Origin of the sequence: uncultured Winogradskyella sp., from assembly GCF_947496485.1 — a bacterium.
GTDB lineage: Bacteria > Bacteroidota > Bacteroidia > Flavobacteriales > Flavobacteriaceae > Winogradskyella.
Genome location: NZ_CANMCZ010000003.1, coordinates 454,016 through 469,004 on the forward strand (window position 1 = coordinate 454,016; position 14,989 = coordinate 469,004).

Here is a 14,989-nt window from a genome sequence, read left to right on the forward strand (position 1 = left end):
TTTTATAATATTATAAGTTTACTTATACTTAACTTTGCTGACTTAAAACAAAAACACTGACTATGAAAACATTATTTTTAAAAACATTTGCATTAGTAGCCTTAATTTCATTTACTAGTTGTGGTGACAAAGCTAAAGAAGCAGAAACTAAGGAAGCCGAAGAAGCTGCAGTTGCTAAAACTACTGCTGTAACTTACAACGCTAACACAGAAAAGTCTATGATTGAGTGGAAAGGCTATAAGCCAACAGGATCTCATACAGGAACTATAGCTATTAAAGAAGGTATGTTAAATGTGAATGACAATGCTATTGAAAGTGGAAAATTTGCAATTGACATGAGTTCTATCATTGTTACAGATATTCCTACCGAAGAAGAAGGCAATGCAAAACTTAGGGGTCATCTAACAAGTGCAGACTTTTTTGATGTAGAAACTTATCCAACAGCAGATTTTGAAGTTACAGGAATAGAGACATTGGATGGTAAAACAATGCTATCAGGAAACTTAACTATGAAAGATGCAACTAATAATATCAGTTTTCCTGTAAGTACTTCTATGGAGGGAGATTCTATGATTTTAACAAGTGAAACATTTACTATTGACCGTTCTAAATGGAACGTTAAATATGGATCTAAATCTTTCTTTGATAATTTAGGTGATAAATTCATCAATGATGATATGGAATTAAAAGTCACTTTAGTAGCGAATAAAGCTTAAGGATATAAATACATCATAATTGAAAAGCAGTCATTAAATGACTGCTTTTTTTATTGGTGATATTTGGACTTGGAATCTATTAAATATTTCTAGGAAACTTCAAGGTTTTTTTATCATTAAAATTATTTTATTACCTAACAACATATAGCTTCTTGAGTATTATCAAAAATTCAGATCACAAAATAAAAATATTTAAATTACTTGAGATCAATATAGTTCTGCACAATTGTCGCCATTCTTACCATCACTACTTTGCTAATTCTGCAGGTAATAATAGTGAGACTATAAAAACATCAGCTTTTATATTTTTCAAGAATCCATTCTTTATAAGCCTCAGAATGTAAAAATTTGTATATCTCTAATGCCTTGACTTCTTCGAACGTTTTTGGAGCTAAATCATTTCTTTTGTAACTACTAAGTTTTGTAATGTTTTTACCATCTAAATTATCCTCAACATAAAATAAATAAGAATTTCCTCTACTGTAATTGCCTTGATCTCCCACATAAAAGTTATTATCATAACTATGTTCAGGAATTGTTCTCCCCTTATTTGCATCCATATTAACCGCATAGTAGCCTGGTGTTGCAAGTTGAAAAATTGTTGATGTAAATGCCTTAGAACCGTAATTAATAGTTGGTGTAGGCATACTATTAAGTTGAAAAGTTCCATTAAGTTCTGGGTATGGAGAACCAGATACGCTTAGTTTTGCATCAGTAGCAGTAGGTGACGCAAGTGCACCAGATTCGCAATCGGTTTCAGAAAACTCATTGTACACGCTTGTTGCCATTTGTATTACATCTCCTACGAGCAAGCCTTGATTGGGTGGATTTTCTGAATTAAAAAATTCTTGAGTACGTTGGTTAAAAAATAGTTCGTTAATTGCTTGAATTTTTTGTCCTGTATTTGGGTCTATAATTGGATTTCCATTTTGGTCAAAAGCATCTGCTATTACAGGAATTGTTAAATCTGCTAGTGCCAAAGCATCACATAAAACTTCACAAGACAAACTTGTTGAAGTGCCAAACACAGATATTATAGATATAAAAGCAATAAGAGCAGTTTTTCTCAGTATGTTAAAAATTTTCATGATTATTTGATTTAAATTACTTCTGCTAAAGTATATGTTACAGAAAAGGAAAACTATACCTGTTATTGGGTACTTTTTACAATAAAATTTTTTACAAAAAGAAATGTACCAAACAATAATATAAGTATTAAGGCTATTAATTGAGATTGTGATAGCATATCGTTAAACACATAACCACGTTGATCACCTCTTAGATATTCTAACATAAAGCGCCAACAAGCATAGCTAAATATGTAAATTGTAAAAACAGTACCATTATTTTTTGTTTTAAAAGTTCTTAAAAGACATATTAATAGCATACCTATAAATAGAGCTTCATACAATTGTGTTGGATGAACCTTTGTAGTATGATTATTTGCAAAATGAACTCCTAAAAACGAATCTGTAGGTACACCATAGCAACACCCAGCAAAAAAACATCCCAACCTGCCAATACAATGCAATATCGTAGTAACTATAGCAATTATATCTAGATATTTAAATATTGGTAGTTGTTTTTTGTAAAGCACAATAAGAATTGAAATTAAACATGAGATAAAAGATCCATAAAATACGAATCCGCTTGAGGTGTAAAAAACTAAAGTAAAAACTTTTGACATGTAGTTCATTGGATTGTCAAATACTAAAAATAACTTACCACCTATAAAAGCCATAAAGATTAAGAGAAATAAAAAATTTAGTCTTAAGCGAATTTCACCAAAACACTTGTTTTGTGCGTATATAAAGAAACGATAAGCTATTATGCAGGCTATAAGAATGCAAAAGGGATAACTATAAATCGTTATTTGTTTAATGGAAAATAAACTATTGAATAATTCTGGTAATTCAAAATGAAATAATTCTGGTAGCATGATTTATTCGTTTTTAACAATTAAACCCTCTATCATTGGCTTTTCAAACAGAAAAAAGCTGCTTTTAAAATCAAGATTTTTCTTAATTTTTATTTCTATAAAATTCGTTCTTCCCATAAACTTACTTCCGCTGAACGTTGTATTTAAATGAGAACTATTATTCATAGAAATATCATTTGCGAATACAGAATTACTGATATCTAATCTATCATAAAACTCTGAAAAATTAAAAAATGTATTCGCTCGGTGCTGTGTGAGTGAAAAATCAGTATACTTATGAAATTTACTTGAACTAAATTGTGCGTCTGAATTAAAAATACTGCTTTGAAAACTTGCATTATTATAAAATGTAGTATTCATAAAATTAGCTTTCTGGTTAAAAAAGCTATTTTGAAATCGTACTTCTTTTTCAAAAGAGCTCCAATTAAAATAGGTGTTTAAACTAAATGAACTTTCTTCAAAATTTACAGTATCTAAAAATTCTGATTTAGTAAAATTACATTGTCCAAAAAATTTACTTGCTCTGAAGTTTACAACATCCATAAATTTACAATCAATAAAATTTACGTGACCCCAAAAGCTGGCAATATTATGAGAATTTTTATCTGTGCTTTTATAAGCTAAAACAGCTTTGTTAAACACACAATTAATAAATGTGATATCGTATTTTATACTTGTATTATATAAATCTTTACCAATCAATATTCTTTTAGAAAAGCTTGTGAAATCTAGTTCTTTGTCAAATGTTTTATTCTCCATATATAAATGACCTTCATTATTAGATAGTATTTCAAAAGAGTTTAACTTATCGGTTTTAGGCTGATTAGATTTACAAGACATAGCTATTGTAAAGATTAGTATTAGAACGTATTGTCTAGTTTTCATAATTGCATATTAATTAGGTATTGGTATAGCATTTGAATCAATATTAGTTTCCATAAATCTTCGTCTTATTTTCTCTTAAATAATAGCTTAATTTATTTTGAAATGCACCATTATGAAATTCTGCTTTGAGTAAATTTTTAATTTCTTCTTGTGTGTAGGCGTTATTGAAGTCCTCTATTGTAATTATGCTGGATTTTCCTTCTTTTAATTTCGTTTCAGAAACTAATTCGGGATTTTCATAAGTAAAAGTGGAATCATTATTTTCAACTCCTCTAGAGACTTGACCATTAAGAAAAAGTACTGGTGTTAAAGAAGGATAGAAGAAATTATTGGATTCATCTATTTCTTGAAACTTATCATTGGCATCTGTTATTAAAAGAAGGTAATAATACCCTGTTAAATTTGGAATGATATATTGTCTATTGATGTTAGATTGACCAAAAACAGTTTCTGCAAAGTTGCCACCAGCTGGTATTGTGTAATTAAAAATACAGTTATCAGTTGTTGGGCAATCGAAGCTATTTAAGCTTACACTGGTATTATATTCATCATAAAATAAAATACCATAATCATTAGCATTGTAAGCATTAAAATAAATGTAAGCATTTACCCAGTTTGAGGAAGGTGTAGCACTAGAGTTACCAATATTATAAATATTAAAATATAATTCTCTATAGTTACCCTCTATAAAGTTATCTGCAAACACCCAAGAGGCTAAATCCACTCCAGTTTCACCTGTATTAGAATCATCTGGTGGATTGATGTTTCCGTCTTCATTAACAGCAATAAATAGAGGCTTTTGGTTACCAGGAGTTGTAACAAATTCTGTAATGAAAAAATTATAATCAATCCATATATAACCATTATTTCCCCAGCCAGTTCCCCAAGAGTTTATAACTTTAAAAGCACCATTAGCACCTTTAGAATTGTCGTATCCAGAAACTATCATTGCATGATAAGCATGCTGACCAACATTATTATAAGATGTGTTTGAGGATAGTACTGCACTACTATTCCAGCTTACAAAATTATCTGAAAGTTTCGCTCCAAATACTACAGGTATATTATTAGCAATATTTTGCTTTATTGTATTTATGCTAGGATCTATTTTCCTCCAATACTTAATCTTGTTATCATTAGCCTCATTATTCCAGCTAGATTGTAAGTTCGATTGAGAACAATCATTTAAGGCATAATAAGGAACCGTTTGCTCTGTTGCAATACCACGTTGTTGTAAAACATCAAATGCTGAATCAAAATTTGTTCCTCCACAATTAGAGCCCTTTTGAGAATTAGGTATAGCTGTGAATAAATCTTTAGCACTAAACTGATTAAAATCCTGATTTAATTCAGAAGAAGACAAGTTATTGTCAATTGCATTTAGTGCTGTTTTTAGGTTATATCCAACAGCCCAAGCAACACAAGTTCCATAGTTTCCTTGATTTCCTATGGGCGGAAATCTATCACTAATATCTATAGCATTTGGTAAATTACCTGTACCAAAACCATAGTTAGGAGTTGTGGGAGTTGTATTTAGGTTATCTTCCCCATTATAACCAAAAGCGTATTCTGAGTCTAATGAAGAATCACCTCCATCATCTTTACAGTCAGGACAACAGCTAACAAATATTAAAAGACTAAAAGAAGCAATTATTAAAGATCTTATAGATGTATATATAGTTTTCATAATAGTAAGATTTATTATTTATTGATATTAAATTAGAAATGACTATAACACTTTTATGATATAGTGTATGTAGGCATTTTTTGGAACGGTCTCGTTTGCACCTTCATAATTGATTACGGTTTCAGAATTATTAACAATTACAGTTTCCGATTCGGTATTTGCAGTTCCTCTTTGAGTTGTACCTATATATGCCGCTGAAGCTCTATCTCTACGTATATTGTCTCTATCCCATACTTTTAAACTATGAGCGTGTTTTTTTGTAGAATGCTTATGAATTCCTCCCCCATGATTATGAGATTGAAATTCATCGCTTTGAAAACTACCTACAGTATTATCAAAAATTGAATTTCCTGTGACGCTAGTTCTACTGCTTTCGTCTTTATAAATATCGTTTCTAGAACCATTAACACCTCTTAGAAAAACACCTCTTAGATCTGGTAATTGAAAAAAGTCAGTGCCTAAACCATTGTCTTCATTCCAATAACCACCAATGGCTTGATATAGATTTGAGTTTCCTAATTTGTTTTTAATTTGGCCTCTACAGATTTCCCAACCAACAGGTATATCTTCCCCAGCCCAAATAATAATTGAACCAATTGGCATTTCTGAAAATGTAGTTGCTTTTGTGGAGTCGTTATCTGAAAAATTAAATAGACTAAATATGAATACGACACAAACTGTTGAAAAAAATGTTGAGATAATAACTTGCTTAGATTTCATAATTACTGATGTTAAATGTTTTAATCAAATGTATTCTACAATAGGGCACAAAAAAATCCCCAATACTGGGGATTTTTGAAATATGATATCTTTTATTTTTATTCTTTGGCTTTAATTAATTCAGTAAGTTTAGTCAGTATAGTTGACAAATCATCTTTGTTTTCTGTCAAGTTTGTTTCCATCTCTTCTAATTTTAAATAATAGGGGTTTATTTCTGTTACCTCTACTTCTATCGTTTTTAGTCCTTGTACTTTAAAGGGATCACTGTATATATTTATTCCATTATATACTGATCCGAAATCTAAACCATTCTTAAAAGGTACTACGATGCTATTAGCAGTATGAGTTTTTTCAACAAAACTACTATCATCTTGTTTATCGTAATAGGTACATTTAATAACAATATTTAAATTAACAAAGGGATACTTTTTAGTTGATTTCGACTTTGTATAAGTCATATTAACATCTATAATCTTAAAAACAAAAAGCGACTTTTCATCAATTAATTTTGGAGTTAGCGATAGTTCTAATGCATTCGTCTCTATAGATTTTGAGAATATTTTTCTGCTAAAATTTAACTCTGGTAAATTTATATCATAGCTTTTTTTACTATTAGCTACTTCGGTTTCAAAATCTAAGGTGTTTTTGGCTTTATAAGTTTGCGTAAACTTCTTTTTTCTGTCTTTGATAATTTTTCCTAGGTAATCGGGCAACTTTAATAATTGCTCAATAATAAGTTCAGTGCCAGAAATACCACTAATATCTATACTACTCATGGCTATTGTCCTAGGACTTGAGGCTTTCGTTATTTCTAAATGAGCTAATTCAGCTTGGGTCTTAATCTTTTGGTAAGCATTAGAGTTTACTGTACCATAGCTATTAAGTTTGGTTGTTGAGCATGACATCAATAGGGAGATGGTGAATAAAGAAAGTAATATTTTTTTCATAGTTAGGTATAATGGTTAATAGTATTCAAATTTTAAAAATTATAATCAAGTTTAAAATACCCAATAAATGGTATTTATTAAAATCTATATTTTTTCTCTAAAGCATAACGCATTAGTTCACCTTTACCTTTCAAATCCAGAATACGTGCCATATTTTTGCGATGCGTATCTACCGTATGAATACCAATAAAAAGCTCATCAGCAATTTCTCTAGAGGTTTTACCTTGAGCAATTAGTCCCAGGATTTCAGTTTGTCGCTTGGTTAAAACACCTTTGGCTTTTTTATTACTATTATCTTCCGCATTAACTTCAATATTAGCATCGTAAAAAGTATTGCCTTTATAAACTGATCTTATGGCTTTTAATACATCTTCTAAAGGTGAATTTTTAAGTAAATAACCACTTGCTCCAGCGTCTAACATCTGTTGTATAGCATCTTTTTGATCAAACATGGTAAAGGCCAATACTTTGGTATGTGGAAGTTCTTTTTTAATATGCTTTGTAGCTGTAATACCATCCATTTTTGGCATTCTAATATCAGTAATTACCACATTGGGTTGTTTCAAACGTACTAGCTTTAAAAGGGCCTCACCATCATTAGATGTACCAACAATTTCTATATCTTCTTCATATTCTAACAGCAATTTAATACCGTCTATAAGAGATTGATGATCTTCTGCTATAGCTAATCTTATCATAATGGTATATCTATTATTACTGTAGTTCCTTTGTTTTTATCAGACTCAATAGTGAGTTTACCATCCAAGTGCTCAACACGCTTATCAATACTGCTAATACCCATACCCTTATTAATTTTTGTGATTTGACTTGGGTTAAATCCCTTACCATTATCTTCTACCATAATATTAATACTATCCTCATGATTGGTTAAATGGATAGTAGTTTCAGTAGCTTGAGCATGTTTAATGACATTGGTTATTAATTCTTGAATAACTCTAAACAATGTCAACTCTAAACTATTCTCTAAACGATTGTCCAATCCATGGTCTAAAACATCTATTTGTATTTTATTAGAAGTAGACACTTTATCTGCCATGTTTCTTACCGCTTTTAGAAGTCCTTGCTTGGCAATCACACCAGAATTCTTAGCATGAGCAACACTGCGTACTTTTTGGTAGGCTTCTTCTATTAAATTATTAGTTTTATCAAAAAGTTCTGGCGAATCTTTATCTTTTAAAGCATTAAAATGCAGTTTAACATTAGCCATAAGTCCACCTAAATCATCATGTAGATCATTAGCAATACGTTGCCGCTCTTTTTCTTGGCCTTCAATCATGGCATCGATAGCTGTAAGCTCCTGTTCTTTTAAAACAGTTGCTAATTTTTGAGATTCAATTTCTTTTTCTTGTTCTGCTAGTTTTTGTTTACGTTTGGTGTTTTTGAATATTAAGAATGCTATTACACTTCCCAAGGCTAAGCTTCCTCCAAGACCTATGGCTATGTTTTCATTTTGCTTTCTTTTGGATTCACTTACAAAACTTCTTTTATCACTTTCGGCTTTCTCAGCTCTTACCTTTTCAAAATCTAAGCTAGCAATTGCTTCTCTATGTTTTTCTGATTTTATGCTATCAGACAATTTATAATACTCACTAAAGTTATGATATGCTTTTTTATAATTACCAAGTTTAGCATATATGTCTGCTAAGTTTTGTTTTACTATTGCTTTTCTACTAAGAATATTTTCTACTATTGGAACAGAATCTGCCTTTAAAGTAAAAAATAATGCTTTATCTAATTCACTTTTGTAATTATAAGCAGTACCTAAATTGATAAATGAATTGAAGTAATTATTTGAACTTTGAAAGGCTTTGTTATTAATAATGATATTATAACGTTTATTATAATAAAATAAAGCAGAATCAGGCATATTTAAGTCTTCACTGTACATAACACCAATATTAGAAAGTGTTCTCAGAAGAATTGTGCTATCTCGTTTTGTAAATCTGAATTTTAATGTTTCCTTATATTTTTTTAAAGCCATAGAATCGTTATCTCTAAATAGATAATAGTTTCCTCTTAGAAAAGATGCAGAAATTTTAAATTTAATATTATTAAATTTTTCAGCTTGACTTCTAAGTTGCTCAATGTAATCCAACCTGTAAGGCTTTTTATCAATATAATTAGTTGATTGAGATAAACCAGAGAGAGCGGCTAATATTGTTAATGTATCTTGAATTTTTTCACCTATTTTCAATGCTTCATTATGATATATGAAACTTAGAGAATCATTTTGAGAAATTCTATGATAATAAGCCTTAAAATATGAAAATTTAGCTAACCTTGTTTCCGATAAATTTTTAATAGACTCAACAGATTTTATATATTTTGATATAGAATCCTTATCCCTTAATTTACTATAATAAATTAACTTATAATACTCTTTATCGATAAAAGTTGATGATGATTTTATTTTATTTATAATTGTTTCATTTGGAGTTATTCTATCAAAATAATAGTATGTAGAGTCATTCTGTGAGAAACAGAATGACTCTACAAATAACACTATTAATAGGAAGGCGGTCTTCTTGATGATAAATTAATTAAGAGGTAGTCCTTGAACTTCTGACTTTTTCTTTTTTTCTTGAAAAATAATTAATTCATTACAAGTATCTTCTTTAAAATTTTTAAAAGTTACTTCTATCCAAATTCTGTATTTTTCTTCTCTGGCCAAGTTAGCTACAGTCTTATTTTCAATAATTAAGTCTTTGTCATTATATTCTATTTTACCATGACCATTACATTCATAATATAAGGTATCATTATCTTTTTTTATAAACTTTAAATTTGATCCTTTTGGTATAGGAATTGAAAAATTAGCTATTCCTGTTACAGTGTTGTAATCGTTTTTAGGCGTAATTGATTCTTCTGTATTGCAAAAATCGAATGAATTAGGAATGTATTGTGCAAATCCAAATGGCAAATCTAGATAGCCTTCAATAGCTTCCAATTTTTCTTCACAATTTTCAATCTTAATCTCATAATCTTTTTTGTCTTTTTCACATTTCTCACAACATCCATAAAATGCAACAAGCATAAGTGTTAATAATCCTAGTCTAAAAAATTTAGCTTTCATTTGTATAGGGTTTTAATGGTTAGTTACGAAAACAAAGATGCGAAGTAGGAAAACATCACAACATACCCAATAAGGGGTATATTAAAGTCATTAAGTTATAAAATAATTAGGAATTAACAGGAAAAGTAGGGCAAACTACCTAAAAAAAGAGATTATATAAAAATAAATTTAACCGCAGCAATCATAGCTATAAAACCTATAAATGCAATAAGTACCCAAATAGTACCTTTATAATGTTTTTTGTGAAGTGGAAGATCTTTACGGTACTGATAGGAAATAATTATAACAAAGGCTATAAAAAATAATATTCCAAAAATCAATTGACCAGTACTAAACATTAGTTTATTTTTATGCAAAAATAGCAATTAAGCGACTAATAAACTAACATACTATGCAAGATAAAATCAATGCTGTAAAAGCATTTCATACCGCCTTTAAAATAGGTCATCGTGAAACACCAAAAGCCAACTTAGGCATAGAAAAAAATATGCTTCGTTATAAATTAATGCGCGAAGAAAATGAAGAATACCTAGAGGCCGCTAATGACAATGATTTAGTTGAAGTTGCAGATGCTTTGGGTGATATGCTTTACATATTATGCGGAACAATAATAGAACACGGTATGCAGCATAAAATAGAAGAAGTCTTTGAAGAAATACAACGCAGTAATATGAGCAAATTAGGCGAAGATGGTGAACCAATTTATAGAGAAGATGGAAAAGTACTAAAAGGACCTAATTACTTTAAACCACACATAAAAGAAATTTTAGACAAATAGTTAGCATTTCAACTACCAAACAAAATCTAACACACTTTTACACGCCATCCAAAAGGATCATTTGATTGGTTAGTTTGTATATCTGTAATACGCTTTTTTAGCGAAGCACCATAGGTGTTTTCTAGAACTGGTAATTCGTAATCTTTACCCTTAAAACCAAAACCAGAAATAGGTGAAATAACAGCTGCTGTACCAGCACCAAAAAGTTCTTTAAGACTTCCGTTTTCTGATGCCTCAACAAGTTCAGAAACTTTGATTTTTCTTACTTCAGTTTTAATACCTTCTGCTTCCGCAATGGTTAAAATACTTTTTCTTGTTATACCATCTAATATTCTATCGCTTGTTGGTACAGTAAGTAAGGTGTCATTAATTCTTACGAATATATTCATAGCTCCAGCTTCTTCAATATATTCGTGAGTATTATCATCTGTCCAAATTACCTGCTGATAGCCTTTTTCTTTAGCTAATTGAGTAGGATAAAATTGACCCGCATAATTACCACCAGCCTTTGCAAAACCAACACCACCATTCGCAGAACGCGAATAATGTTCTTCAATAAGTACGTTTACTTTTCCAGAAAAATAAGGTCCAGAAGGTGCACAAGCTATAATAAACTTATAAGAATCAGCTGGCGAAGCATGAAATCCTTTACCAGTGGCAAACATAAATGGGCGAACGTAAAGAGCACTGCCATCCGTGGTTGGGATCCAGTCTTTTTCAATCTTCAAAAGTTCTTTAAGACCATTCATAAAATATGCTTCTGGTATTTCTGGCATAGCCAAACGTTTGGCAGAAATATTCATTCGCTTAACATTATCCATTGGTCTAAATAAAAACACATTGTTTTCTGAATCTCTGTAAGCCTTCATACCTTCGAAGATAGACTGTCCATAATGAAAAATCTTTGCAGAAGGTTCTAAACTTATAGCCTGATAAGGCATAATTTTGGGTGTTTGCCATTGTCCATCCTCATAATCACATACAAACATATGATCTGAAAAAACACGACCAAAACTCAAATTACTAAAATCAACATCATTAATTTTAGAAGTTTGGGACATTTCAACTTCAATATTGCCTGTACTAATAGCCATAATTTTCAATAATTTATAAAGCAAAAATACGTAATCATTACCGTTAAAAAAAGGCAAAATTCCTCTAAATTGTGTAAATTTGTAATTCGATAATTAATCAATTAAAACTCATAAATAATGAAAAAAATAATCTTATTTACAGCACTCTGTTTAGCTTTTACAGCTTGTAAAAATGAAGTAAAAACTACTGAAAATAAAATGGAAGAGGTAAAAAAAGAAATTGCTTATGCTTCCTTTGGTATGGAAATAAATGATGCAGATGCTTTATCGGCTGAGCGTATGATGGAGCATTATAAAAACATGAAAGTTGGCGATACGGTTAATTCCAAAATGAGAGGTACTATTGCTGAAGTGTGCTCCAAAAAAGGCTGTTGGATGAAATTGGACGTTGGTAATGAGGATGTAATAAGAGTAACTTTTAAAGATTATGGCTTTTTTATGCCACTAAATGCAACTGGCGAAGTTGTGATTAATGGTAAGGCTTTTGTGACCGAAACATCAGTAGATGACTTAAAACATTATGCAGAAGATGCTGGTAAATCTGCAGAAGAAATAGCAGCGATTACTGTACCTGAGCGTACGTATGCCTTTGAAGCAGATGGTGTATTGCTTAAGCAATAAGTATAAGACACTCTTCTTCTTAATTTTTGTTGTAACAATCAGCGCTTGCAAAAAAGAAGTTAAAGAAGAGAAAAAAGAAGAATTGATAGTTTATCAGCCTTCAGAAATGGCGAACCTCATGAACGAGTTTTATGAGTATAACGCGTCACTTAAATCGGCAATTTTATCTAATGAAGATTTAGAGCAAATGCCAGAACGGTTTTTAAAAATTCATTCGGCTGAGATGACAGACTCGAGTGGCAGAAATTCAATTTTTAATGGTTTTGCTCCAGCATATATCAATAGTCAAATGAAGGTATTAGACACCTTATCTAGATTAGATTTAAGAACACGATATAACAACAACATCAATATGTGTTTAGCATGTCATAAAACTGAATGTGTTGGACCAATACCAAGAATTAAAAAATTGTTGATTAAATAAGTTTGAAACGAAAAATAATCACCACATCAGATGGATCTAAAACCATACAGATAGAGGATTGGAACGAACAGTATCATTCCGTCCATGGTGCAATTCAAGAGGCAAACCATGTGTTTTTAAAACATGGTTTGCTTTTTTATTCTGAACAGGTTTTAGAATCCAAGCCCATTTCAATCCTAGAAATAGGCTTCGGCACAGGACTCAATGCCTTCCTAACACTTATTGAAGTTAAGAAAAATAATCTAAATATCAATTATGTTGGTGTAGAAGCTTATCCTGTAGATTTTGAAGAAATTAATCAACTCAATTATGTAGAGTTAATTTCTGAAGCGCATACTGATATTTTTCAAAAACTACACACTTCACCTTGGGAAGCACAACATAACATTACAACAACATTCCAATTAGAAAAGCAAAAAAAATACTTTAAGGATATAAATGCTGAAAATGAATTCGATATCATCTATTTTGATGCCTTTGGTGCTCGAGTACAACCCGATTTATGGACAGAAGATATTTTTAAAATTATGTACAAAGCACTCAGAGATAATGGTGTTTTAGTAACATATTCTGCTAAAGGTAGTGTGAGAAGAGCCATGCTAGCGGTTGGATTTACTGTAGAGCGACTTCCTGGGCCACCAGGAAAACGCGAAATGCTTAGGGCAACGAAGTATTTAACAAAATGAAATGAGTAAAATGTTGAGAGCGCGCAAAGAACCTTAGTAATATTCGGCGAAGTCCAGCGTTGCGAATATTAAGAAAAACGAAACATTCAGCAATGTATTCAAATATAAATATCGCAATTAAACCCTATTATTTTTGCTTAAAACAAAACCAATTGTAATTCTAATTTACCTTCAAATTCGTTAACTTGCACTGCTATTGAAAACAGAAAATTTATTATGAGTTACAATGTCAACGAAAAAGGATATTACGGTGAGTTTGGTGGAGCTTACATCCCAGAAATGCTGTATCCAAATGTAGAAGAATTACGACAGAACTATCTTAAAATAATGGCAGAACCTTCATTTCAGGAAGAATTTAATGCCTTATTAAAAGATTATGTGGGCAGACCTTCACCTCTCTATTTAGCCAAAAGACTTTCAGAAAAATACAATACCAAAATTTATCTAAAGCGTGAAGATTTAAACCATACTGGTGCACATAAAATCAATAATACCATTGGACAAATCCTGATGGCTAAACGTTTAGGTAAGAACAGAATAATTGCAGAAACTGGGGCTGGTCAGCATGGTGTAGCTACTGCAACAGTATGTGCTCTGATGGGAATAGAGTGTATTGTTTACATGGGAGAAATTGATATTGCTCGTCAAGCTCCAAATGTAGCACGTATGAAAATGTTAGGAGCTAAAGTTGTGCCTGCGCTATCAGGTAGCAGAACTTTGAAAGATGCTACTAACGAAGCCATTCGAGATTGGATAAATAATCCTGTTGACACGCATTATATTATTGGAAGTGTGGTAGGACCTCATCCCTATCCAGATATGGTGGCTAAATTTCAGGCCGTAGTTTCGGAAGAAATTAAAAGTCAATTATTAGAAAAAGAAGGCACAGAAAACCCAGATTATTTAATTGCTTGTGTTGGTGGTGGGAGTAATGCTGCAGGCACCTATTATCACTATTTAGATAATGAAGATGTAAATATCATAGCTGTTGAAGCTGCTGGAAAAGGTGTAGACTCTGGTGAAAGTGCTGCAACGTCAGTTTTGGGAAAAGAAGGCATTATTCACGGCAGCAAAACTCTGCTAATGCAAACAAAAGATGGACAAATTACAGAACCTTATTCTATTTCGGCAGGCTTAGACTATCCAGGTGTTGGCCCAATGCATGCCAATCTTTACAAAACAGGACGTGCAGAATTCATTGCGATTACAGACGATGAAGCCATGACTTCTGGGTTAGAATTATGCCAATTAGAAGGAATTATTCCGGCAATTGAAACTTCACATGCTTTGGCAGTTTTTGAACACAAAAAATTTAAACCAGATGATATTGTAGTCGTAAACCTTTCTGGCCGTGGAGATAAAGATTTACAGAATTATATTGATTATTTTAAGTTATAA

General features: G+C 31.1%; 17 protein-coding genes. 6 read left to right on the forward strand and 11 right to left on the reverse strand.

All coding sequences use genetic code 11. From position 1 onward, the window contains the following. Positions 1-62: 62 nt before the first annotated feature. Positions 63-716, forward strand: coding sequence for a YceI family protein (locus tag Q0822_RS12315; protein WP_299124049.1), 654 nt, complete (start codon positions 63-65; stop codon positions 714-716). A 293-nt stretch (positions 717-1,009) separates the two neighbouring features. On the opposite strand, the gene Q0822_RS12320 is transcribed toward Q0822_RS12315, so the two are convergent. From Q0822_RS12320 to Q0822_RS12365, 10 genes are all read right to left on the reverse strand, one after another. Continuing rightward, positions 1,010-1,804, reverse strand: a complete 795-nt coding sequence (locus Q0822_RS12320; RefSeq protein WP_299124052.1) for a hypothetical protein — start codon at positions 1,802-1,804, stop codon at positions 1,010-1,012. A gap of 62 nt (positions 1,805-1,866) precedes the next feature. Then, positions 1,867-2,655, reverse strand: a complete 789-nt coding sequence (locus Q0822_RS12325) for a prolipoprotein diacylglyceryl transferase family protein (protein WP_299124054.1) — start codon at positions 2,653-2,655, stop codon at positions 1,867-1,869. Between the two features lie 3 nt (positions 2,656-2,658). Next, entirely contained in the window at positions 2,659-3,540 is an 882-nt protein-coding gene (locus tag Q0822_RS12330) for a hypothetical protein (RefSeq protein WP_299124056.1), read from the reverse strand. A gap of 43 nt (positions 3,541-3,583) precedes the next feature. Continuing rightward, the gene (locus Q0822_RS12335) at positions 3,584-5,227 is read right to left on the reverse strand and encodes a C1 family peptidase (protein WP_299124059.1); all 1,644 of its coding nucleotides are present in this window, start codon (positions 5,225-5,227) and stop codon (positions 3,584-3,586) included. Positions 5,228-5,269: 42 nt separating this feature from the next. Then, a complete protein-coding gene (locus Q0822_RS12340) occupies positions 5,270-5,947 on the reverse strand; it encodes a tail fiber protein (RefSeq protein WP_299124061.1) in 678 nt (225 codons plus the stop codon). A 98-nt stretch (positions 5,948-6,045) separates the two neighbouring features. Beyond that, the gene (locus Q0822_RS12345) at positions 6,046-6,894 is read right to left on the reverse strand and encodes a hypothetical protein (protein WP_299124063.1); all 849 of its coding nucleotides are present in this window, start codon (positions 6,892-6,894) and stop codon (positions 6,046-6,048) included. Positions 6,895-6,971: 77 nt separating this feature from the next. After that, entirely contained in the window at positions 6,972-7,592 is a 621-nt protein-coding gene (locus Q0822_RS12350; RefSeq protein ID WP_299124064.1) for a response regulator transcription factor, read from the reverse strand. After that, the gene (locus Q0822_RS12355; RefSeq protein WP_299124065.1) at positions 7,589-9,418 is read right to left on the reverse strand and encodes a sensor histidine kinase; all 1,830 of its coding nucleotides are present in this window, start codon (positions 9,416-9,418) and stop codon (positions 7,589-7,591) included. The genes Q0822_RS12350 and Q0822_RS12355 overlap by 4 nt, the downstream gene beginning before the upstream one ends. A gap of 33 nt (positions 9,419-9,451) precedes the next feature. Beyond that, the gene (locus Q0822_RS12360) at positions 9,452-9,988 is read right to left on the reverse strand and encodes a hypothetical protein (RefSeq protein WP_299124066.1); all 537 of its coding nucleotides are present in this window, start codon (positions 9,986-9,988) and stop codon (positions 9,452-9,454) included. Positions 9,989-10,140: 152 nt separating this feature from the next. Next, positions 10,141-10,326 carry a hypothetical protein gene (locus Q0822_RS12365; RefSeq protein WP_299124183.1) on the reverse strand — a complete coding sequence of 62 codons (186 nt, stop codon included), beginning with the start codon at positions 10,324-10,326 and terminating at the stop codon, positions 10,141-10,143. 53 nt (positions 10,327-10,379) lie between these two features. Here Q0822_RS12365 and Q0822_RS12370 point away from each other — a divergent pair, with 53 nt between their 5' ends. Further along, a complete protein-coding gene (locus tag Q0822_RS12370; RefSeq protein WP_299124069.1) occupies positions 10,380-10,766 on the forward strand; it encodes a nucleoside triphosphate pyrophosphohydrolase family protein in 387 nt (128 codons plus the stop codon). A 26-nt stretch (positions 10,767-10,792) separates the two neighbouring features. On the opposite strand, the gene Q0822_RS12375 is transcribed toward Q0822_RS12370, so the two are convergent. Then, positions 10,793-11,860 carry a branched-chain amino acid aminotransferase gene (locus tag Q0822_RS12375; protein ID WP_299124071.1) on the reverse strand — a complete coding sequence of 356 codons (1,068 nt, stop codon included), beginning with the start codon at positions 11,858-11,860 and terminating at the stop codon, positions 10,793-10,795. Between the two features lie 117 nt (positions 11,861-11,977). On the opposite strand from Q0822_RS12375, the gene Q0822_RS12380 reads away from it, so the two are divergent. The 4 genes from Q0822_RS12380 (at position 11,978) to trpB (ending at position 14,989) form a co-directional block, all read left to right on the forward strand. Then, positions 11,978-12,481: a DUF4920 domain-containing protein gene (locus Q0822_RS12380; protein WP_299124074.1), complete on the forward strand. Its 504-nt coding sequence runs from the start codon at positions 11,978-11,980 to the stop codon at positions 12,479-12,481. Then, complete coding sequence (locus Q0822_RS12385) at positions 12,459-12,905, forward strand: hypothetical protein (RefSeq protein WP_299124076.1); 447 nt, start codon at positions 12,459-12,461, stop codon at positions 12,903-12,905. Before Q0822_RS12380 ends, Q0822_RS12385 begins: the two co-directional genes overlap by 23 nt. A gap of 2 nt (positions 12,906-12,907) precedes the next feature. Continuing rightward, positions 12,908-13,591, forward strand: a complete 684-nt coding sequence (gene mnmD, locus Q0822_RS12390; protein ID WP_299124079.1) for a tRNA (5-methylaminomethyl-2-thiouridine)(34)-methyltransferase MnmD — start codon at positions 12,908-12,910, stop codon at positions 13,589-13,591. A gap of 216 nt (positions 13,592-13,807) precedes the next feature. Beyond that, on the forward strand, positions 13,808-14,989 hold the full coding sequence (gene trpB / locus Q0822_RS12395) for a tryptophan synthase subunit beta (RefSeq protein ID WP_299124081.1): 1,182 nt from the start codon (positions 13,808-13,810) through the stop codon (positions 14,987-14,989).